This window comes from Flavobacterium plurextorum (genome assembly GCF_024638035.1).
Classification (GTDB): Bacteria; Bacteroidota; Bacteroidia; order Flavobacteriales; family Flavobacteriaceae; genus Flavobacterium; species Flavobacterium plurextorum.
Window position 1 is genome coordinate 5,566,817 of the sequence record NZ_CP100442.1, and the last position, 20,339, is coordinate 5,587,155.

The window sequence follows — 20,339 nt, forward strand, 5'->3', positions numbered from 1 at the left end:
CCCTTTATGATTGCCTTAAACGCCGCTGCCGAAAGTACACACCATTTACAACCCTTAATCAGTGATCTGGGATTAATCCTGATGACTGCTGGAATCGCTGTTTTATTATTTAAAAAAATGAAACAACCTCTAGTTTTAGGATACCTGATTGCAGGATTCTTAGCTGGAAACCATTTTGATTTTTTCCCTTCAATAACCGATATGAAAAGTGTTGAAGTATGGGCCGAAATTGGGGTTATCTTTTTGCTGTTTAGTTTAGGACTCGAATTTAGTTTTAAAAAGCTGATGAAAGTTGGAGGCACCTCCTCCATCACCGCAATAACCCAGATTTTATTCATGACCATTATTGGCTATTGCGTAGGACAATGGATGGGATGGGGAAAAATGGACAGCGTTTTTCTTGGCGCGACACTCTCAATCTCATCAACAACGATTATTATTAGAGCCTTTGATGAACTGGGAGTAAAAGGTAAAAAATTCGCCGGAATTGTATTTGGTGCCTTAATAGTCGAAGATATAGTTGCCATTTTAATGCTTGTTTTATTATCGACTATTGCTGTCAGCGATCAGGTTTCAGGCGCAGAATTATTACAATCAGTTCTAAAACTGGTTTTCTTTTTAATCATTTGGTTCCTAGGAGGAATTTTTATTATACCAACGATTCTTAAAAAAGCCAAACATCTTTTGACAGATGAAATGCTTCTTATTATTTCATTGGCATTATGTTTAATGATGGTTGTGTTTGCTGCAAAAGTTGGATTCTCACCAGCATTAGGAGCATTTATTATGGGTTCTATCATTGCCGAAACTACTATGGCAGAAAAAATTGAACATTTAATTCAGCCCGTAAAAGATCTATTTGGAGCTGTTTTCTTTGTATCAGTCGGAATGTTAATTAATCCAGACACCTTAATTACTTATGCACTCCCTGTTGCCTTAATTACACTTATAACCATTTTCGGAAAAGCATTTAGTTCCTCATTCGGAGCCTTGCTTTCTGGACAGCCGCTTAAACAATCCGTTCAAACTGGTATGAGTTTAGCACAAATTGGTGAGTTCTCTTTTATTATTGCCACTTTGGGAATGACATTAAAAGTTACCAGCGATTTCTTGTATCCAATTATTGTTGCTGTATCAGCAGTTACAACCTTTACAACTCCATTTTTAATTAAATATTCAGATCCTTTCTCTGAATTTCTTGAGCGAAAGCTGCCAAAAAAATGGGTTAAAAACATAAACCGTTACAGTGTCAATGCACAAGCGATAAAATCAGTCAGCACATGGCAAATCGTATTAAGAGCATCTATAACCCAAATCATACTGCACACCATAATTATTGTTGCAATAATTTTACTATCATCAAAATTTGTTGCTCCTCTGGTTGCTGATACTCGTTTTGGCAACACCTTAGCTGCACTTATTACACTAGTAATCATTGCCCCTTTTTTATGGGCGCTTTCACTGCGTCGCGTAAAAGTTGAAGAAGTTGAAACTTTATGGGAAGAACGTAAATATCGAGGCGCACTTTTAATGCTTATATTAATTAGAATGAGCCTTGGATTATTCTTCGTAGGTTTCTTATTGAATATTTTCTTCTCTCCATTAGTAGCATTTGTTGCACTTATTATTGCAATTGGAGCGTATCAAATTTTCCCTAAAAAACTAAACGAACAATATCATAAAATTGAGAATCACTTTTTAAAGAACTTGAACGATCGTGAAAATAAAAAAATAGACAGAAGATATGCTAATCTTATGCCTTGGGACGGTCACATGTCTATTTTTGATATTGGAAAAGAATCAAACCTTGCAGGTAAAACACTTGAAGAATTACGAATTCGAGAAAATATGGGAATAAACATCGCTTTTATTCGACGTGGAGAAATTACAATCCCGATTCCAACTAAAAATGAACGATTGTTTCCTGGAGATGAGATATGTGTTATTGGGACTGATGAACAAATTGCACAGTTTACTACTTACTTAAAAAATGAAATTGAAGCTCCTAACAACAGCGAAGAATCTGATATTGTACTTCGCCAATTAGAGATTTCAAACGAAGATTTTATTCAAAAAAGTATCGGTCAATTTAGAGGAAGAACCGGCGGACTTGTTGTAGGAATTGAACGTAATGGTAATCGAATTTTAAATCCTGAATCTAATATCATTTTAGAAAAAAACGATATTATCTGGGTGGTAGGCGATAAAAAACGAATGAACGAATTAATGCAAAAAAGTACACACGTTGCATTTTAAAATCTAATTATATAAAAAAAGAAAGCCACAGATTAATTTCTGTGGCTTTCTTTTTTTTATTTATTTGGCTGCGGTGTCATACGCAGATAAGGTTTTATAGGTGTATGTCCTTTAGGAAACTTTGCAGGAATATCACTATCCGGAATCGCTGGTGCAATTACCACATCTTCTCCATCTTTCCAGTTTGCCGGTGTAGCAACGCTATAATTGGCTGTTAACTGCAAACTATCAATAACACGAAGTAATTCGTCAAAATTTCTTCCAGTAGATGCAGGATAAGTCAAAGTCAACTTGATTTTTTTATCGGCGCCAATTACAAAAACAGATCTCACCGTAAATTTATCACTTGCATTTGGATGAAGCATATCATACAAAGTCGCTACTTTTTTATCCTCATCAGCAATAATTGGAAAATTAACTTCAGTATTCTGAGTTTCGTTGATGTCTTTAATCCAATCTAAATGCGATTGTAAGCCATCTACACTCAAAGCAATAACCTTGGTATTTCTTTTTGTAAACTCAGGAACATAATTCGCTACTGTTCCCAATTCAGTTGTACAAACAGGAGTAAAATCTGCTGGGTGCGAAAATAAAACTCCCCAAGAATCTCCTAACCATTCATGAAAATTAATTGGTCCCTGCGTGGTTTCTGCATGAAAATCTGGAGCTATATCGCCTAATCTTAATGTTGACATAATTTATCTTTTTTAGTTCCTCTAAAATTAACTAAAAAATACATTTAGAAAACATGTAAGAATTAAAAAAAAGTTAAAATTCTATCTTCTCTATATAATTACCATTTTAAACTAAATAAAACTCACCACAAAGTACCAGAATGCAAGGGTTACAAACGAAATTGGAATTCCAAAACCAATCATCATACTACTCAATTTTGGTTTTAAACCATAAGTAGAAGCCAAAATTGCACCAGTAATCATTGGCGCCATAGCAATTTCTATAATTGTAATCTTTATAGCTTCAGAATGCTGCTTAAAAACAAATACATATAATATAAAGATAATGAGCGGTGTCACTATAAGCCTAAAGAAAAGTCCGAGCTGCAAGAATTTCCAATGTTTGCTTTTTCGATCAAAAGTCAGTTGTAATCCAACCGAGAATAAAGCCAAAGGCGTAACTAAACTTCCTAATTTTAATAATAAAGATTGAATATTTATATCTAAATCATAGTTCCAAACATTCAATAAACAAGCTGCAACGAAAGTTATAAAAGGCGGAAAGAAAATTATCTTTTTTGTAATGCTTTTAAAATCAGGATTCCCTTTAGAATAAAAAGCAGCAACAAAAACACCAAGTGTAGAAACTACAACAAAAGTTCCAGGTTGATCTACCAAAACAGCAGTTTCTAAACCTTTCTTGCCAAACAAAGCTTCAATAATAGGATAACCCAAAAATGACGAATTACTTAATCCTGCCGTTAAAACTAAACAGCCGATTAGTTTGTTTGACCAGCCTAATCGTCGTCCTAAAAAATGAAAAAAAATAAAAGCAAGAAAAAAACTAATCCACCCTGCTCCTATTGGAAACAACAATTCGCTGCTCCATTTTATTTTCGGAATATGATATAAAGTAATCGCGGGAAGACATAAATAAATGACAATTTTATTGATTGTTTTATAAATATGAGTAGGAAATCGCTTTACATTTTGCAAAAGCAATCCTAAAAATAAAAAGAAGAATATTATAATAAAGTTGTTCATATCAAGGCTTAAGCACAAAAATAAGTATTTATAAGTTAGTAACTACTAAGGGCTAAGCACAAAAAAAAACGTTAAATTTGTTTTTTGTGTTATAAAACTCCTTACATTTGTAACATATTTTATTACAGTATGATTTCAGGTAAATTTGCCATAACGATTCACATTCTTACTTTGCTGACTAAATTCCCTAATGATTATTTATCATCAGAGTTTATTGCCGGCAGTATCAATTTAAATCCTGTTTTGGTTCGAAAAGAAATCGCAAACCTAAAAGCACATCATATTGTAGAAAGTAAAGAAGGTAAAAATGGCGGAACAAAATTGGCCGTAGATGCTTCGAAATTGACTCTAAAAGAGATTTTTGAAATGACTTTTGAAACTATTAATTTGGGATATGCAAAAAATGAACCTAACCCAGATTGTCCTGTTGGAAAAAAAATCAATCAAAATCTAGCTGATTTATACACCGAAATGAATCAGAAAGTAAGCGCACAATTAGAGAATATTTCGCTTGAAGATTTTTCGAACCAATTTTAAAACTATTTTTTTACCTCAAACTGTAACATTTTTTATTACTAAATAAATTTATATATTATGAAAATCGCAATTATTGGAGCAACAGGATTTGTAGGCTCAGCAATCTTAAATGAATTAGCAGACAGAAAACATGACATTTCTGCAATTGCTAGAAATCCAAAAGACAATACAAACGCAACTTGGATTGCCGCAGATATTTTTAATGTTGATGCTTTGGCAGAAGCTTTAAAAGGACACGATGTTATAGTAAATGCATTTAATCCGGGTTGGACAAATCCTAATATTTATGATGATTTCCTTAACGGATCAAAAGCAATTCAAGAAGCTGTAAAAAAATCAGGTGTAAAACGTTTTATTACCATTGGAGGCGGAGGAAGTTTATTTGTTGCTCCAAATTTACAAGCCGTAGATACTCCAGATTTTCCAAAAGAATATTACGCTGGTGCAACTGCAGCAAGAGATTATTTGAATATCTTAAAAGAAGAAAAAGATTTAGATTGGGCTTTTTTTAGTCCAGCATTTGAAATGCATGCAGGAACTAAAACAGGAAGAACTGGTAAATATCGTTTAGGTTTAGAAAACCCCGTTTTTAATGACGAACAAAGAAGCATCTTATCTGTAGAGGATTTGGCAGTTGTTATTGCTGATGAAGTTGAAAATCCAAAACATCATCAAGTTAGATTTACAGCTGGATATTAATTTTAAGATACTAAGGCTCTAAGATTCTGAGATACTAAGTTTTTTTTATATTTAAAGCTAAGTTCTGTATGTCATTTTGAGCTAGAAACTCTATAATACTACTCAGACCCGAGAGATTTTAAAAACCTGTCGGGTCTCTTTGTGTCAAAAAAAATGCTGCTAAACAATCTTTGTCGAGCTATTTCTGTCAATTCTTTGGCTTCGTTTAGGAAGAAAAAAATATGATAACAAATTAGTGGGAATTCGTGTAATTCGTGGCAAACTAACTTTTTGAAACTGTTTTTGTTTTCAGTACTTTTACACTATTAAAAAAGTATTTTGTCAAGTTTAAAGAAACAGTCAAGCAGTTTAACTGAAAAAGCTGGAATTTCATCTCCCGAAATCACCAATGTTTCGGCTATTAATCAAATTAAAAACAAACGCAGGCAACAACCTTCTGCCGGCGAATTAATATCTGGAATTCTTTCTGAAAATAGAACGGCTCTTAGTCGCGCTATTACTCTTGTCGAAAGCACAAATCCTGAACATACTGAAAAAGCGAACGAAATTATAAACGGCTGTTTGCCTCATGCAAATAAATCTATCCGAATAGGAATTACGGGAGTTCCCGGTGTTGGCAAAAGTACTTTTATCGAAGCTTTTGGAACCTATCTTACACAGGCAGGAAAAAAAGTAGCAGTTCTAGCCGTTGATCCAAGCAGTTCGATTTCCCACGGAAGTATTTTGGGAGATAAAACCCGCATGGAAGAATTGGTTAAAGATGAAAATGCTTTTATACGCCCGAGTGCCTCAGGAGAAACTTTAGGCGGTGTGGCACGCAAAACCCGCGAATCAATAATCTTATGTGAAGCTGCTGGTTTTGATACCATAATTATTGAAACAGTTGGTGTTGGTCAAAGCGAAACGGCTGTGCACAGCATGGTAGACTTTTTTCTTTTATTAAAAATTTCTGGTGCCGGCGATGAGCTTCAAGGTATTAAACGCGGCATTATGGAAATGGCAGATGCTATTGTAATTAACAAAGCAGACGGCGATAATATCAAAAAAGCAAATCAGGCAAAACTTGAGTTCAATCGAGCTTTACATTTATTTCCTCCAAAAAAATCAAACTGGCAGCCAAAAGTAACGACTTGCAGTGCCATAACGAAAGATGGAATTACGGCTATTTGGGATACAATTTCTGATTATCTTGAACTAACAAAGGAAACCGGTTTCTTCCAAGAGAAAAGAAAGGAACAAAATCATTTTTGGATGATGGAAACAATAGACGAGCAATTAAAGCAAAATTTCTATAACAGCCCTGAAATCATTTCCCTTTTAGAACAAAATAAAATAGCAGTTCAAAATAATGAAATTTCACCTTTTGCGGCTGCACAAAGTTTATTAAAATTATATTTTAATAAAGGTTCAAAGTAGCAAAGGTTCAAAGAGACAAAGGTTTTCTCTAGCTTGTCTTTTCTTAGTCTAAATTCATAAAAGTAAAAAGGTTCAAAGTAACAAAGTCATTAACTCTGTTTCTTTGAACCTTTGCATCTTTGAAACTCTGTACCTTTGTACCTGTTCCTAAACTTATTTTTTTCTAAGCTTGTATTTGCTTTCTTTATATAAATTACCTGCTGTAATTACGTGTGCCAAGGCATCTTTTGCCAATTCTTCGTTTAATTTTACAGGAACTAAAGTCGTATCATTTTTAACCTCAAACTGAAGAGGTTTTAAATTAGGCTGCATAATTACAACCTGATTTTCAACTCTAAATGCATTGATATCGTTAAACTGCATAATTGCTCTTCCTTGTACTTTCTCATCAAGTTTACTTAGGTTTCTACCTACCATTGGAGTTTCGAAAGGAAGTCCTAAATAACTTAATAATGTTGGCGGAATATCAATTTGACTTGCTAATTTATTATAAACAGCACCTTTGGGAACTCCAGGTCCCATAATAAATGCAGGAATATGAAATTTGTTTATTGGCACTAAATTTTTTCCGTATGTTCTTGTATTATGATCCGCAATTACAATAAAGATTGTATTTTTAAAATAAGGCTCTTTTTTAGCCATTTCAAAGAATTTTCCAATTGAAAAATCCGCATACTTCATAGCATTATTTACCGTTGCAGGTTTTGAATCATAAGGTTTTATTCGGCCTGCAGGATATTCAAAAGGTTCATGATTTGAAGTGGAGAACATTAAAGAGAAAAATGGTTTGTCACCTTTTGCCTTAAAATAATTATTTGCTTTAGTAACTAAATCTTCATCAGAATAGCCCCAAGTTCCTTTAAAAGCATATTTATTTCCGTCAGATTCAAAATCTTCTTGATCTACAATATCTTGAAAACCATTTCCGTTGAAAAACGACGCCATATTATCAAAATTGGCCATTCCTCCGTAAATAAAACTCGTATCATATCCTTTTTGTTTTAAAGCATCTGCAAGTGTAAAAAATCCTTGCTGCGAGTTTCCAAGTTTTACAACACTTTCTGACGGTGATGGTAAAAATCCAGTTACAACTGCTTCAATTCCGCGAACACTTCTTGTTCCTGTACAATACAAATTGGTAAACAATAATCCTTCTTTTGATAATTTATCAAATTCTGGCGTCAGCGGTTTTCCTCCTAAAATTCCAACATATTCAGCACCTAAACTTTCTTGTAAAAAAATCACCAAATTATATGGCTTTTTCAAAACAGAATCTGGCTGCTGTACATGAAGAAACGGAATTTCAGCATCTGTAAAATCGTTTGGACCAGCAATCATGTATTTTTTCACACGGGCGATTGCTTCAGCTTCATCCATTTTACCGTACATTTTTGTGTTTCCTTCATTCTTAATCGAATAAGCAGCAAAAGCAACAGTATAAAATGAATTTAATCCTAAAGTATTTGTCAATTGATCTGTTGAAAAAACAGCATTACTGGCATTGATAGGACGCTTTGAAGTAAGACTTGAACGTGCTCCAAAAAACAATAAAAATGCTAGTAATGGAAAAACCATTAATTTGAATTTATATGGAGTACTTGTTGTATGAAAATATTTTTTCCCTTTTTTGAAAGCAAAATAAAGTACAACTCCTAAAATTAAAAAAGTTACAATTATTGAAGTCAGATAACTTTTTAAAAGCATTCCAACAACTTCCCTTGGATAAATAAGATAATCTAAGAAAATTTTATTGGGACGTGTATCGTATTGTTTTACAAAATCAGGCGTAGCTAATTCTACAAAAAGAATCAGAAACAGGAATAAAAAACTATAAATTACCAAAAAATTATTGGTGAACTTAAGCCATTTATTTGGCAAAAAAGTAATCAAAACGGCAGGTAAAAATGACAAATAGCAAAGTAAAATCAAATCCATTCGCAAACCGATTGGAAAAATATACCAGAAATTTGGAGTTTCTACTACTCTTTCTTTAAATAGAAAAAATAAAAAGATTCGGCTTAAAGTAGTAATCAGTAATCCGATTAAAATAAAATTAACTATAGGTTTTAAATAACGTAAATTTTTCATTAGATGCTTTAGACTATTTTTTGATTAAGGCAAACTATAGAGACACATTGTTGTGCGTTTCTACTCTTCGTAACGATTTATTTCTCTGTCATAGAACTCATTTGCCAAAACAATCAAACCTTCCATTTCTGCATTTAACTCCGCTTCATCAAGATCTTCGGCTTCTTCCATAAACTCAACCTCATCATCTTTTAGATTGATTATAAATCTAGGGTAATCAAGGTGAATGATAAAAATATCATCTGGAAAATCAGTATTATCTCCAAGTAAAAATTTAGGTAGTTCCATTTTTATTTATTTATTATTTTGTTTTATTTTTTTGCTTTTCCCGAAGTTATCGAGACGCAAGGATTAAACTATTTATTATTTGTTTAAGTCATTTAATCCGTGCCAGATTCTTATTTTCTGCTCAAATTTAAGTATTTGAAATTGAATTAGTATTTAATTTCCTAGTTAAATAATGAAAGCGCATGAATAGAAAAATTGCCGCTGCAGTTAATCCTGCCAAAAGTCCAATCCAAACACCTTGAGCTTTCCATTCTGTATGTTCGCCTAAATAATATGAAATTGGAAAACCAATTATCCAATAAGCTACAAATGTTATATACATTGGGATTTTTACATCTTGTAAACCACGTAAAGCGCCAAGAACAACTACCTGAATTCCATCAGAAATTTGAAAAACTGCTGCGATTAAAAGTAATTTTGATGCAATGCTGATTACTTCTGTATTATCCATAAGCTGCCCGCTGTTTTCCATATTTAAAAAGATATAAGGCAGATGATTGTGAAAAACAACAAACAATATTGCAAAAAACGTTTCTATTATAATGGCAAGCAAAAAAATAGAACGTGCCACAACAATTAGTTTTTTATAATCTTGTAATCCTCTCTGATTACTAACTCTAATCATCGAAGTTACACTTAATCCCATGGCAAACATAAATGTCATCGAAGCAAGACTTAAAGCAATTTGATTGGCCGCTTGGCTCGTTTTACCAATATTTCCGCAAAGCCATATTGACGCTGTAAACAACACAACTTCAAAAAGCATCTGCATTGCTGATGGAAATCCAATACTTATAATTTTTTTGATGGTTTCTTTTTTAATTTCCTGAAAGCTGAAGTTCTTGAAAAAACGCTTTAAATCATTTCTTCTAGAAAGCATAATATGCATAAACATAACTAAGAAAATCCTAGAAATTACAGTTCCTAAAGCAGCGCCAATAATTCCCATTTTTGGAAAAATCCATATTCCGTAAATCAACACATAATTGATTCCTACGTGCAGTACGTTTGCCATAATCATTGCATACATAGAGTATTTTGTCAATGATAATCCGTCAGCAAATTGTTTGTATCCTTGATACATAATTAGCGGAATCAACGAAAAAGCCACCCAGCCCAAATACGGTTTTGCTAAAACAATTACTTCTTCTGGCTGCTGCAGTAATTCCATTATAGGCTTTGCAAACATAATTACGGTAAAAAGAACTAATCCTAGAATGGTACATAAAAATAATCCATGATGAAAAGCGGATCTAATTTTAGTATCATTTTTTTCGGCATCACCTTCGGCAACGATTGGAGTAATAGCGGTAGAAAAACCAATTCCTAAAGACATTGCAATAAAAATCATACTGTTGCCAAGAGAAACTGCTGCCAGTTCAGTACTTCCAAGTTTTCCCACCATTATATTATCGACAATACCAATTAAGGTATGTCCGACCATTCCTAAAATTATGGGATATGCTAATTTTAAATTGTATGAAAACTCTTTGGTGTACTGCTTTAAATTCACTTCTATTCTTTTTTAGTGTGCAAAGATAATCAGAAGCTTCGAATTCTATTCTATTAATAAAAAGATAAGCCAATTTTAAGGCGAATTTTGGCTAAACGCAATATTATGTAACGATTTTTAAAAATTATATAACGAGCTCCAAAGGTCTTGATTCTACTTTTACAGTATTAGAAATTCAAAAAAAATTGTCATGAGAAAATTACAAATGTTATGCCTGGCGACTTTCGCTTTTTTATACGCCAATACCACTTTCGCTCAAGACAGTGAAACAAAAAATTACGATCAAGGTTTTAGATTAGGATTTGGTGTGAATGGCGGAATACCAACTGACAATGATTACAGATGGTCGCTTGGTGGAGATGTTCGTTTACAATACGATTTATCTAAAAAAACATCGTTGACTTTAACTACAGGTTTTACAAACTTGTTTATGAAAGATCAAAATGGAGTTGAAGTAAAAGATCTTGGATTTATACCTGCTAAAGCTGGTTTTAAAGCTTTCATCTGGGAAGACCAATTTTACGTTCTAGGTGAAGTAGGTGCAGGTTTTGCCGTAACAAATGGCTATAACGACACTACTTTTTTGTGGGCGCCGGGAATTGGATACGCCAATAAGTACATTGATATTAGTGTTCGTTACGAAGACTATAACAAATTCAATACCAACCAAGTGGCATTACGTTTAGCTTATGGTTTTAAATTATAAAAAGAAAGGTTTAATTTATTATTTTGTTTTTGGTAACAAGCCCGACAGTTTTCATAGTCTGTCGGGTTTTGTTTTTTTTATACCATTGGTCAAAAGAGAAGTGTCATTAGTCAAATGATTTTTTAGGATTGATTTAGAAGGCAGTAATTCGCAGAAAAATTAATCAAATCATGAACAAAACAGTTTTTTATTTAGCACAGGTTTTACTTTTTTTATTGCTTTCTATCGCCACAAGGGCACAATCTGGAATCTCAGGAGAATTTAAAGTCGATTATGTTCCTTTTTCTAAATATGTTCGACCAATGGACAGCACCAAAACAAATGCAGAAAGTAATTTTAAACGAGCTCAAATTGCTTTTGAAGTTCCATTATCTTTAAAAATGGATCAATACAATCATCCAAGGCTGTGGTCTATTTTTGTTAATGGAAGTTATGCCCGAATGGAAAACAAGAATTACGAAATTCAATCTCTTCCTGTACAATTTCAAGAAGGATTTCCAAATGAACTGCTGAATACACAAATTGGTATTAAACATTTACGTTCTCTTTCACCCTCTTGGTCTTTATTGACAATGCTGTCAGTTGGAGTTTATACTGATATGGTTGAAATTAATAAAGATGATGTCTTGATACAAGGTGGTGTTCTTTTTATCAAACAATTCAATCCTAATTTGGCTTTTGGTATGGGTCCAGTTTTAACCAATAGTTTTGGTGTTCCGATGGTTCTGCCAGGAATTTACTTTAATTGGGAATCTAGAGGAGCTTTACATTTTAAAGTTGCGTTTCCAGAAGGTTTAGAATTAGGCTATCGAATGTCTGACAATTTCGATTTGAAAGCTGTCGCAGAAATAAGCGGAATGACAGCAGAAACAAGAGTTGGAAACAAATCGATGTTATTAGGATATCAGCAAATTATTGCAGGATTACGACCTCAAGTAAAACTAGGAAAACATTGGACACTAGAACCTACAGCGGGAAGTACTATTGTTCGAAATTTCTCGACCAACAGTCGAAAAATTAAAGACATTTTTAAAGAAAAAGATATAGCCGATCCAAGATTCACTACTACTTTTTATGGAGCCGTAGCTTTAAAATGGAAATTCTAATACTATCGGCTTAATAAGTTTTTATACACTACCTCTTTCAACAATGCTTCGCGGCGTGTTCTTGAAATAGGTAGTTCTTGTCCTTTTATAAACAATCGTCCGCCAGAAACAGAATCTATGTGGGTGATATTTACTAAAAAAGATTTATGAATTCTAAAAAAAATCTCTGTTGGGAGTGTTTCTTCTAATGAAATCATAGTTTGATGAATTACAAGCACTTTATCTTTAAAATGGAGTTTCGCATAGTTTTGCATTCCTTCAATATATAAAATATCAACCCAAGAAATTTTTTGAAATCCTTCTTCCTGACGCACATACAAAAACGGATCCAATTGATTTTGCTTTGGAGACTGAATCATTTGATACCATTGTTTTGCTTTTAACGAAGCCTGATAAAAACGCTGAAATGTAATAGGTTTCAATAAATAATCTACCACTTGCAAACGATATCCATCTAAAGCATGTTCTGAATATGCCGTGGTAAAAATCACCAAAGGAGGATTATCCAGAGACTCTAAAAACTCTAAACCAGAAAGATACGGCATATTAATATCCAGAAATAATAAATCAACCTTTTTATCCTGAATATATGAAGTTGCTTCTAATGCCGAAGCACAAGTGCCTGCAACTTCTAGAAAATCAATTTTAGAAACAAAATCTACGATTCCGTTTCTTGCGATAGGTTCGTCATCAATAACAAGGCATTTCATTTTCATAGTTTTCTGTTTCAGGTTTAGTATTTGCTAAAAAAGTTTGACTCAGATTTAGCAGTTTTTTGAAATTTTTAAAATCCTTATAATTCTTATAATCTGTGGCAAAAAAATTAACCGCAAGGTACACGAAGATTTACGCAAAGTTCGCAAAGTTTTAATTTTTATAAAGATGCTAAACCACAAAGCTAGAGATTAAAAATTCGTGCTAATTCGTGCAATTTGTGGCGAAAACAAAATCCTTTTAATTCTTATAATCTGCAGCAAAAAATTAACTGCAAAGATCACAAAGCAACAAATTAAAAATTCGCGTTAATTGCTTCGCCAGTTCGCTGTCGCTCGGGTCGTGGTAAAAAAAATCATTTTAAATCTAAAACTACTGTAACCGTAAAATCAGAATCGGTTTTATTGGTATTAAATTGATGTTTTTCTAGATATTGGATTGACAATCTTTTTTTTACATTTTCAAGCCCTAAGCCTTGATTTTTAGACGGTATTTTATATTGTTCTGTATATGAGTTTTCGATTCTAAAATTCAATTGATGTTTTATCTGTTCACAAGACAAATACACATAACCTTTTTGGTTTGGAAGTCGGGAAACATGTTTAAAAGCATTCTCAATTAACGGAACTAAAAGTAATGGTACAATTTGAAGCTGTCCATCTTCAATATTCCATTTGCTTTTTACTTCTAATTCATTTCCCCATCGGGTTTCTTCAACCGCAATTAAATCTTTCAAGTATTTAATCTCGAGATGCAGCGGCACATATTCTTTGTTGCATTCATACAATTGATAACGCAAAATATCCGAAAACTGAACCAATAAAATAGACGCCAATTTTACATTACTCTGCATTAGAATATGAATATGATTCAGGATATTAAACATCAAATGCGGATTAATCTGATCTTGCAAGATTTTGATTTGAGCTTCAAGATGTACTTGCTGCAATTGCGCGTGATTTCTTTCGATGACATTATGTTCCTGATAAAATCGAAGCCCGCAAGCAGTACCGCAAATTAAAATCGCTGATGGAATGTTGCCGTAAAATCGTGTCCATAAAAAATGAAGAGAATCCACATCTGCTTTTTCAGGATATCTTTTGCTTCTCAAAACCGAATCAGAAAAAACAATATAAATCAATGACAGACAAAATGCCAAAAGCAGTACAACAATAACGCTTTGTACCGCAAACGAGTTCATTTTATTTTGTTTTAGTGCTTTGGGCAATATAACATCACTCAAAATATGAGCTAAAATGGCAGAACAAAACAAAACTAAAACAGCCTGAATTGTAGCGGTCAAAAAATCGTAATCTTCGATCATCTGCGCCCAAATTGTCATACCTAATAAGCTCCAAAAAAAGACCAAGAATATCCAATGCTTATTTTTATATTTTGTAATCATCTAAAAAAGATATATATAATTATGAGAAAGTCTGCGTTCAAAAATACCCTTATATTTTCTAAAGAAACAGCAAAGAACCAAAAAGATTCCGTGCTGTTTATAAGGCTAAACGTAAGTTGTGAACTTATAAGAAAAAATATCCAACGCTTACATTAAACGAATTTGGTTTCGAATTAAAATCACTGCTTATATTATTTAATCCGCCTTGGTAAATGACATCAACAGTAAATTTCCAAACCTCAACTCCTGCCCCAACCTGATATCCAATATTCGATTTATCAAATTTCTTATAAGAATCTTTTAACTGGGTCAATGATGAAAAATTTTCATCCAAAACATAAGAATAAACCCCGCCTCCAAATACTCTAACATTTAAAGCCGCAAGATCAATTACTTTGTAACCAATAAGCAAAGGCATTTCAAGGCTTTTCCATTTTGCATTTTTAGATCCTGTTGAAGTCGTTCTTTCGATTTCTGAAGATTTCTCGCTGTATAAGATTTCATTCTGAATATAGAATCTCTTAAAATCAAATCGAGCCATAGCACCTCCAAAATAACCAACAGCATATTTTGATTTATAACCATCTGAAACTGGAAGTTCAGAGTAATTAGATCCGCCTTTAATTCCAATATGAATTGGAAAAGAAGATTGTGCATTAATTTTAGAAGAAACTAATCCTAAAACGAAAATTGCAGTCAACAATAGTAATTTGTACATGTTCATGATAATAATGTTTATTAATTTGATACAAAGGAGCACAAACCTAAATCACTATTAAAATTAGTTTGATGAACTACATAAGTGTTTTGACAAAAGGATATAAATAATTACTATTTAGCTGTTTTAACTAAATGATTCACGTTTCAAACGTGACTTCAAAAAATAAACCCAACAAGTTTTAAAAACCTGTCGGGTTCATTATTAAAAAAAAGATCAAATTAATCCTTTTCTAATGCTTTTTTATACATTTCAAAATTAGCTTTTATTTTATCGTCCAATTCTGGTTCTTTAATATCAGTGTGTTTTTGCATTTCTTCCCAAATAATTTTTGCCACAATATAACGTGCCATTTCCTTATCGTCGGCAGGAACTACATACCACGGCGCATAATCTGTAGAGGTTTGATTAATTGCTTCTTCGTAGTATTGCTGATATTCTGCCCAATGCTCGCGTTCCTTCAAATCGCCTGGTGAAAATTTCCAATGATGTTTCTCTTCTTCTAAACGGCGCAACAAACGTTTTTTTTGTTCGTCTTTGCTTAAATGCAAAAAGAACTTCATTATAATAGTTCCGTTTTGAGCAATATGTTTCTCGAAATTATTAATCTGTTCAATTCTATTTTCCCAAAACTTAGGCGTAATATCATCGATAGATTTAATGTCTGGTAAATTCTCTGACAAGATATATTCGGGATGCACACGCGTTACTAAAACATTCTCATAATGTGTTCTATTAAAAATGGCGAACTTTCCTTTCTCGGGTAAAACAATATAATGACGCCATAAATAATCGTGTTCCAGCTCGCTTGAATTTGGTGTTTTAAAACTATGAACTACTACTCCACGCGGATTAAATTCTTTAAAAACTTCGCGAATCAAACTATCTTTTCCTGAAGTATCCATTCCTTGAAGGCAAATTAAAACCGCATATTTATTATGAGCATACATTACGTCCTGCAAATCACTCAATTTAGCTTGAACCTTATCCAATTTCTCTTCCTTTTCATCGTCATCAGCATCAATATTTAACAAAGTAGGAAGTTTACTTAGTTTGATTTTATCTGTAACTTTAAAATCTTTCGGGTCTATTGATTTCATGTTTTTTAGTTTTTTGTATCATAAATATACTACTTTTACGAATTCCGATAACTATCGGAACTGCTATTCATTGCAATACTTTTTAATAAATTGCTCTCAAGGTTAAACAGTTGTTCTTAAAACAAGCTTTTAGATAAGAAAAAATGCAGCGATTCAATATTTATAAAAAATCAAAAAAGTTTCATTGGAGCAGCGCTTCAATATTTTTTTCATTACTATTATTGTTGTACTTAATTTATTTTATTAAGAACAATTTATTTTCTCTAGCCAAAGGATTATCTGAAGACGCATTTTTAAAATCCGCCCTTTTATTCTCTTTTATTATATTAGTACTAAAGTCAATTGGTTTAATAAAACCTAAAGCCTTAAATGGTACGTTTAGCGGCTTTTTAGAGTTTTTTGAAGATGCTATAATAGTAGATAACGAGAAATTTCAAATTGAAGAAATCAAATTAGTTGAAATTTCTAATAATGATTACTACGGTAAACCAACGAAAAATGGCTTTGACTCTTCGTTATCAAGCGGAATAGAAAATCGAATAACTCTTACGCTAAATTCTGGAGAAAGAAAAACATACTACTTTGAATTGTATAATCAATATGATTTAGGAAAAGTTGAGGATGAACTAGTTTCATATTATTTAAAAGGAAAAATGAAGTTTACAGAACTTTGCAAAATATTAAAATTAAAACAATCAGAAATAGAGGAATATAAAAATCAAATTACTCTTCTCTAACAGAAACATTCATGGAAAAATTCACATTAGAAATATTATTTCAAATCATAGGAATCGGTTCGGCATCAGGATTATTTTACAATAATGATGCACTTTATGTAATTGGCGACAACAGCGGATTCTTATACGAATACAATATGCAGAATCAGAAATTAAATCAACACGCTTTAATTGACAATCCAACACAGAATATTCCAAAAAACTTAAAACCTGATTTTGAGTCGCTGACAAATCATAATGATACTTTGTATATTTTTGGTTCTGGTTCAACCGAAAATAGAAACAAAATGATTGAGTTCGACCTCAAATCTAAAACTGTTTTACAAAAGAATAATTTGGTCGACTTATACGGTTTAATGCAAAATTTTGGAGAAATAAAACCTGAAGATTTCAATCTGGAAGGTTCTATTTTCGACGGTGAAAACTGGTATTTGTTTAATCGTGGAAATGGAGTTTCAAACAAAAACACCATTTTTACTATTCACGCCAAAAGTCTTGGTGAAGAATTTGCTTTAATTTCTGTGAATTATAAACTTCCAAAAATAAAAGGTATTCGTTCCAGCTTTACTGATGCCATTTTAGTTGAAGACAAAATCTATTTTCTTTCAACAGTCGAAAATACTAAATCAACTTACGATGACGGTGAAATTTTAGGAAGTTTCATTGGCCGAATCGATCAGAAAACGATGAAAATAGATTTTACTCAAAAAATTACTTCAACCAATAAATTCGAAGGTTTAACTTTTTACAAAAAAGAAAACAACAAAATTGAGTTCTTGCTTTGCGAAGATAATGATACAGAAGTTTTAGAAACTAAGATTTATAAATTGACATTGCCTGTTAAATAAATTTCACAAAAGAAATTCTTAAAATGAAAAAAAATCTTCAATTAGAATTTGACGAAATTTTAAAAAATCTGATAAATCCTTTTTTTTTAAAACATGGATTTAAAAAAAAAGGAAATAATTTCAATAAGAAAATAAATACCTTAATACAAGTAATAAACATTCAAAAAAGCAGATGGAATCAAGAAGACAATGTGTCATTTACAATAAATATAGGCTTTTTTGATATTGAAATCTATTTAGAAAATTCAAATCAAATTCCAAAATTTATTCATGATTATGATTGTCAAATCAGTTTTCGTATTGGGTCTGTTGTTCACGGAAATGATTATTGGTACGAACTAACCCAAAAAACAAAAAAAGAAGATTTAGAAATTGAAATACGTAATAATTTGACTAATTCTTTAATTCCAATTTTTGAAAAAGTCATTGACCTTAATCATTTAAAGGATTTTATTTTAAAAAATGAAGTTGTTCAAATTACTACAACAGCGATTTATAAGATTAAAATTTTCATTAAAACTAATGAATTTAATAAAGCTGAAGAATTACTTCAATTTGAGTATCATCGAACTTTAAATCCAAAAGACTATGTTTCAAAAACAATTCTTCCGGATGGCACTGAAATTATTAAAACATCAAAATCAGCAATCAACACTAAATATATTGAAATCTTAAAAAAAATTGCTGAAACAAATGGTGTTGTTTTGTAAAACTGAAAAACCAACTTCATCAATCTTTGTCGATCTACTTGCGAAGATTCCTCGTTCCTCGGAATGACAAGTTTGTGAAAAAATTATATTGTGATAAACGCACTGTGGTGCGCCTCTACGATAAAACCTTTGTAGCTTTGTAACTTTGAACCTAAAAAAATATTTTTTTTTCACCCCTGTCCCAACCTTTTTATCTTTTTCTCTCTCTATATAAGAAAGACAACAATTGTGATAAACGAGACTCAAATAGCAAATTGTAAAAAAATGCATCGTGATGCCCAGCGTCAGGTGTACGAATACATGGCGCCAAAGCTGTACCGCCTTTGCAAACGATATTTAAAAAAGGAAGAAGAAATCGAAGAAGCTTTGGCAGATTCATTCTTTACCATTTTTACCAAACTGGATCAATTGAAAGAAGCATATGCTTTTGAAGCTTGGGCTAGAAGAATAACGGTAAATCATTGTTTGGCAACTATTAGAAAAGAAACTAACTTCAATATGTATCTGGATGATGTTAAGCTGATTTCGCAGCCTTCAACAGAGGAATTAACAACATTAGAAGAGGAAGATTTACTTAATTTATTAAACCATATTCCAGACGGCTGTAAAACAGTATTTAACCTTTTTGTTATTGAAGGTTTTGCGCACAAAGAAATAGCCGAAATGCTAAAGATCTCCGAGGGCACCTCAAAATCACAATTGAATGCCGCAAAGACCAAATTAAAAGAACTGGTTAATAAACTCTATTATCAAAAAGCAAAATAGTCATGGACAATCAAGATAAATTATTCGATAAAATAAAACAAGCTTCGCAAAATGCCGAGTTTAAAGACTTTCCTGGAATGGAAAAAGTCTGGTCGCGCGTTGAAGAAAAACTGGACAAAAAAGAAGATAAAAAAACAATCGCATTGTGGAAAAAAATTGCTGTTGCCGCATCTCTTCTTTTATTGATTTCTTTAGGTTCTCAATTTTTTCTTTCGGATAAAAAATCAGTAACTGAAACACAAGAAGTAGTGATTCAAGAAAAAGAAAAATCTAAAGAACCTGTTTTAAATCAAGAAAACACAATTCCTTCTTCTAGTTCTGGGCTTGTTTCAAATGAAGAAGCTGCTGAAATTTTAGAAAAACAAAATAAAGGACAAAAAGCTGTCGCCATTCATGAAGAAGCAGCTCCAAATATTCAAGCAATAGAGCCTTTAGCAGACAAAAAAGTTTATACAGAACCTCTTGCTTCAGCTCCTGCACTTGTTGCTCCAGTTCAGCAAAATTATGCTGAAGAACAAGACAATGCTGCATTTTCTAAAGAAGAAACTGTCTCAGCCGCTAGATATTCAAAAGCCAAAGAATCGGCTAAAGTTGCTTATGGCGCAAAACAATTTCAAAGCGTTAAAAAAAGTACGCCTTTAGTAATTTTAAACGGGAGTGCAGTAGCTCACAGCGATGATGCCAAAAAAGACAAAATGCTGCAGAATGAGCTTCCGAATCTAAATCCAGAAAACGTAGATTCACTTGTAGTTCTTGATGAGCCTTTGTACATCATCGATGGGATTTACTATTCAGAAAATGATTTATTTGGAAATAACCCAACAAGTCCATATGCGCCTTTAGACAAACAGGATATTAAAACAATAACCATTTTACAAGACCTTGAAGCTACAGAAAAATACGGCGAAAAAGGTAAAAAAGGAGTTGTCATAATTACTACAAAAACAGGAAAACCTACTCCGAAAAAATAATTCCAAGCTTTGTCAAAGTCTGCAGCTTTGACAAAGCTAAATCC

The 20,339-nt window shown here is 32.3% G+C and carries 20 protein-coding genes; 11 read left to right on the forward strand and 9 right to left on the reverse strand.

Annotated elements, in window-relative coordinates; translation table 11 throughout:
• Nucleotides 1-6: 6 nt before the first annotated feature.
• Nucleotides 7-2,256 (forward strand): cation:proton antiporter domain-containing protein, encoded by a 2,250-nt coding sequence (locus NLG42_RS24160; protein ID WP_089056266.1) that lies wholly within the window; start codon nt 7-9, stop codon nt 2,254-2,256.
• Between the two features lie 56 nt (nt 2,257-2,312).
• Here the strand turns inward: NLG42_RS24160 and NLG42_RS24165 are convergent, their stop codons facing one another.
• Nucleotides 2,313-2,951, reverse strand: coding sequence for a peroxiredoxin (locus NLG42_RS24165; RefSeq protein ID WP_089052906.1), 639 nt, complete (start codon nt 2,949-2,951; stop codon nt 2,313-2,315).
• A 111-nt stretch (nt 2,952-3,062) separates the two neighbouring features.
• Nucleotides 3,063-3,974 carry an AEC family transporter gene (locus NLG42_RS24170; RefSeq protein WP_257682653.1) on the reverse strand — a complete coding sequence of 304 codons (912 nt, stop codon included), beginning with the start codon at nt 3,972-3,974 and terminating at the stop codon, nt 3,063-3,065.
• Between the two features lie 129 nt (nt 3,975-4,103).
• Here NLG42_RS24170 and NLG42_RS24175 point away from each other — a divergent pair, with 129 nt between their 5' ends.
• The 3 genes from NLG42_RS24175 (at nt 4,104) to meaB (ending at nt 6,626) form a co-directional block, all read left to right on the forward strand.
• Entirely contained in the window at nt 4,104-4,511 is a 408-nt protein-coding gene (locus NLG42_RS24175) for an RrF2 family transcriptional regulator (protein ID WP_257682654.1), read from the forward strand.
• Nucleotides 4,512-4,568: 57 nt separating this feature from the next.
• Complete coding sequence (locus NLG42_RS24180) at nt 4,569-5,210, forward strand: NAD(P)-dependent oxidoreductase (protein ID WP_099719518.1); 642 nt, start codon at nt 4,569-4,571, stop codon at nt 5,208-5,210.
• A gap of 318 nt (nt 5,211-5,528) precedes the next feature.
• Entirely contained in the window at nt 5,529-6,626 is a 1,098-nt protein-coding gene (gene meaB / locus NLG42_RS24185; protein ID WP_099719519.1) for a methylmalonyl Co-A mutase-associated GTPase MeaB, read from the forward strand.
• A gap of 153 nt (nt 6,627-6,779) precedes the next feature.
• Here meaB and NLG42_RS24190 read toward each other — a convergent pair whose 3' ends face one another.
• The 3 genes from NLG42_RS24190 to NLG42_RS24200 all read right to left on the reverse strand — a co-directional run bounded on the left by NLG42_RS24190 (nt 6,780) and on the right by NLG42_RS24200 (nt 10,515).
• Nucleotides 6,780-8,714 carry an LTA synthase family protein gene (locus NLG42_RS24190; protein WP_257682655.1) on the reverse strand — a complete coding sequence of 645 codons (1,935 nt, stop codon included), beginning with the start codon at nt 8,712-8,714 and terminating at the stop codon, nt 6,780-6,782.
• Between the two features lie 60 nt (nt 8,715-8,774).
• Nucleotides 8,775-9,002, reverse strand: coding sequence for a hypothetical protein (locus NLG42_RS24195; RefSeq protein ID WP_017495128.1), 228 nt, complete (start codon nt 9,000-9,002; stop codon nt 8,775-8,777).
• Nucleotides 9,003-9,129: 127 nt separating this feature from the next.
• Nucleotides 9,130-10,515 carry an MATE family efflux transporter gene (locus NLG42_RS24200; RefSeq protein WP_257682656.1) on the reverse strand — a complete coding sequence of 462 codons (1,386 nt, stop codon included), beginning with the start codon at nt 10,513-10,515 and terminating at the stop codon, nt 9,130-9,132.
• Between the two features lie 190 nt (nt 10,516-10,705).
• Between NLG42_RS24200 and NLG42_RS24205 the strand changes: the two genes are divergently transcribed.
• Both NLG42_RS24205 and NLG42_RS24210 read left to right on the forward strand, forming a co-directional pair.
• Nucleotides 10,706-11,221, forward strand: coding sequence for a hypothetical protein (locus tag NLG42_RS24205; RefSeq protein WP_089056273.1), 516 nt, complete (start codon nt 10,706-10,708; stop codon nt 11,219-11,221).
• A gap of 170 nt (nt 11,222-11,391) precedes the next feature.
• Nucleotides 11,392-12,327, forward strand: a complete 936-nt coding sequence (locus NLG42_RS24210; protein ID WP_257682657.1) for a DUF6268 family outer membrane beta-barrel protein — start codon at nt 11,392-11,394, stop codon at nt 12,325-12,327.
• A gap of 2 nt (nt 12,328-12,329) precedes the next feature.
• On the opposite strand, the gene NLG42_RS24215 is transcribed toward NLG42_RS24210, so the two are convergent.
• The 4 genes from NLG42_RS24215 to NLG42_RS24230 form a co-directional block, all read right to left on the reverse strand.
• A complete protein-coding gene (locus tag NLG42_RS24215) occupies nt 12,330-13,043 on the reverse strand; it encodes a LytR/AlgR family response regulator transcription factor (protein ID WP_257682658.1) in 714 nt (237 codons plus the stop codon).
• 353 nt (nt 13,044-13,396) lie between these two features.
• Nucleotides 13,397-14,446, reverse strand: a complete 1,050-nt coding sequence (locus tag NLG42_RS24220) for a sensor histidine kinase (RefSeq protein WP_257682659.1) — start codon at nt 14,444-14,446, stop codon at nt 13,397-13,399.
• Between the two features lie 124 nt (nt 14,447-14,570).
• Nucleotides 14,571-15,170, reverse strand: coding sequence for a porin family protein (locus NLG42_RS24225; protein ID WP_257682660.1), 600 nt, complete (start codon nt 15,168-15,170; stop codon nt 14,571-14,573).
• 215 nt (nt 15,171-15,385) lie between these two features.
• Nucleotides 15,386-16,264, reverse strand: a complete 879-nt coding sequence (locus NLG42_RS24230) for a PPK2 family polyphosphate kinase (RefSeq protein WP_099719522.1) — start codon at nt 16,262-16,264, stop codon at nt 15,386-15,388.
• 143 nt (nt 16,265-16,407) lie between these two features.
• On the opposite strand from NLG42_RS24230, the gene NLG42_RS24235 reads away from it, so the two are divergent.
• The 5 genes from NLG42_RS24235 to NLG42_RS24255 all read left to right on the forward strand — a co-directional run bounded on the left by NLG42_RS24235 (nt 16,408) and on the right by NLG42_RS24255 (nt 20,295).
• Nucleotides 16,408-17,001, forward strand: a complete 594-nt coding sequence (locus NLG42_RS24235) for a hypothetical protein (RefSeq protein WP_257682661.1) — start codon at nt 16,408-16,410, stop codon at nt 16,999-17,001.
• Between the two features lie 11 nt (nt 17,002-17,012).
• Nucleotides 17,013-17,849: a DUF6929 family protein gene (locus tag NLG42_RS24240; RefSeq protein ID WP_257682662.1), complete on the forward strand. Its 837-nt coding sequence runs from the start codon at nt 17,013-17,015 to the stop codon at nt 17,847-17,849.
• Between the two features lie 23 nt (nt 17,850-17,872).
• Nucleotides 17,873-18,559 carry a DUF4304 domain-containing protein gene (locus NLG42_RS24245; RefSeq protein WP_257682663.1) on the forward strand — a complete coding sequence of 229 codons (687 nt, stop codon included), beginning with the start codon at nt 17,873-17,875 and terminating at the stop codon, nt 18,557-18,559.
• Between the two features lie 264 nt (nt 18,560-18,823).
• Nucleotides 18,824-19,324 carry an RNA polymerase sigma factor gene (locus NLG42_RS24250; RefSeq protein WP_089056277.1) on the forward strand — a complete coding sequence of 167 codons (501 nt, stop codon included), beginning with the start codon at nt 18,824-18,826 and terminating at the stop codon, nt 19,322-19,324.
• Nucleotides 19,325-19,326: 2 nt separating this feature from the next.
• Entirely contained in the window at nt 19,327-20,295 is a 969-nt protein-coding gene (locus NLG42_RS24255) for a hypothetical protein (protein WP_257682664.1), read from the forward strand.
• Nucleotides 20,296-20,339: the final 44 nt, after the last annotated feature.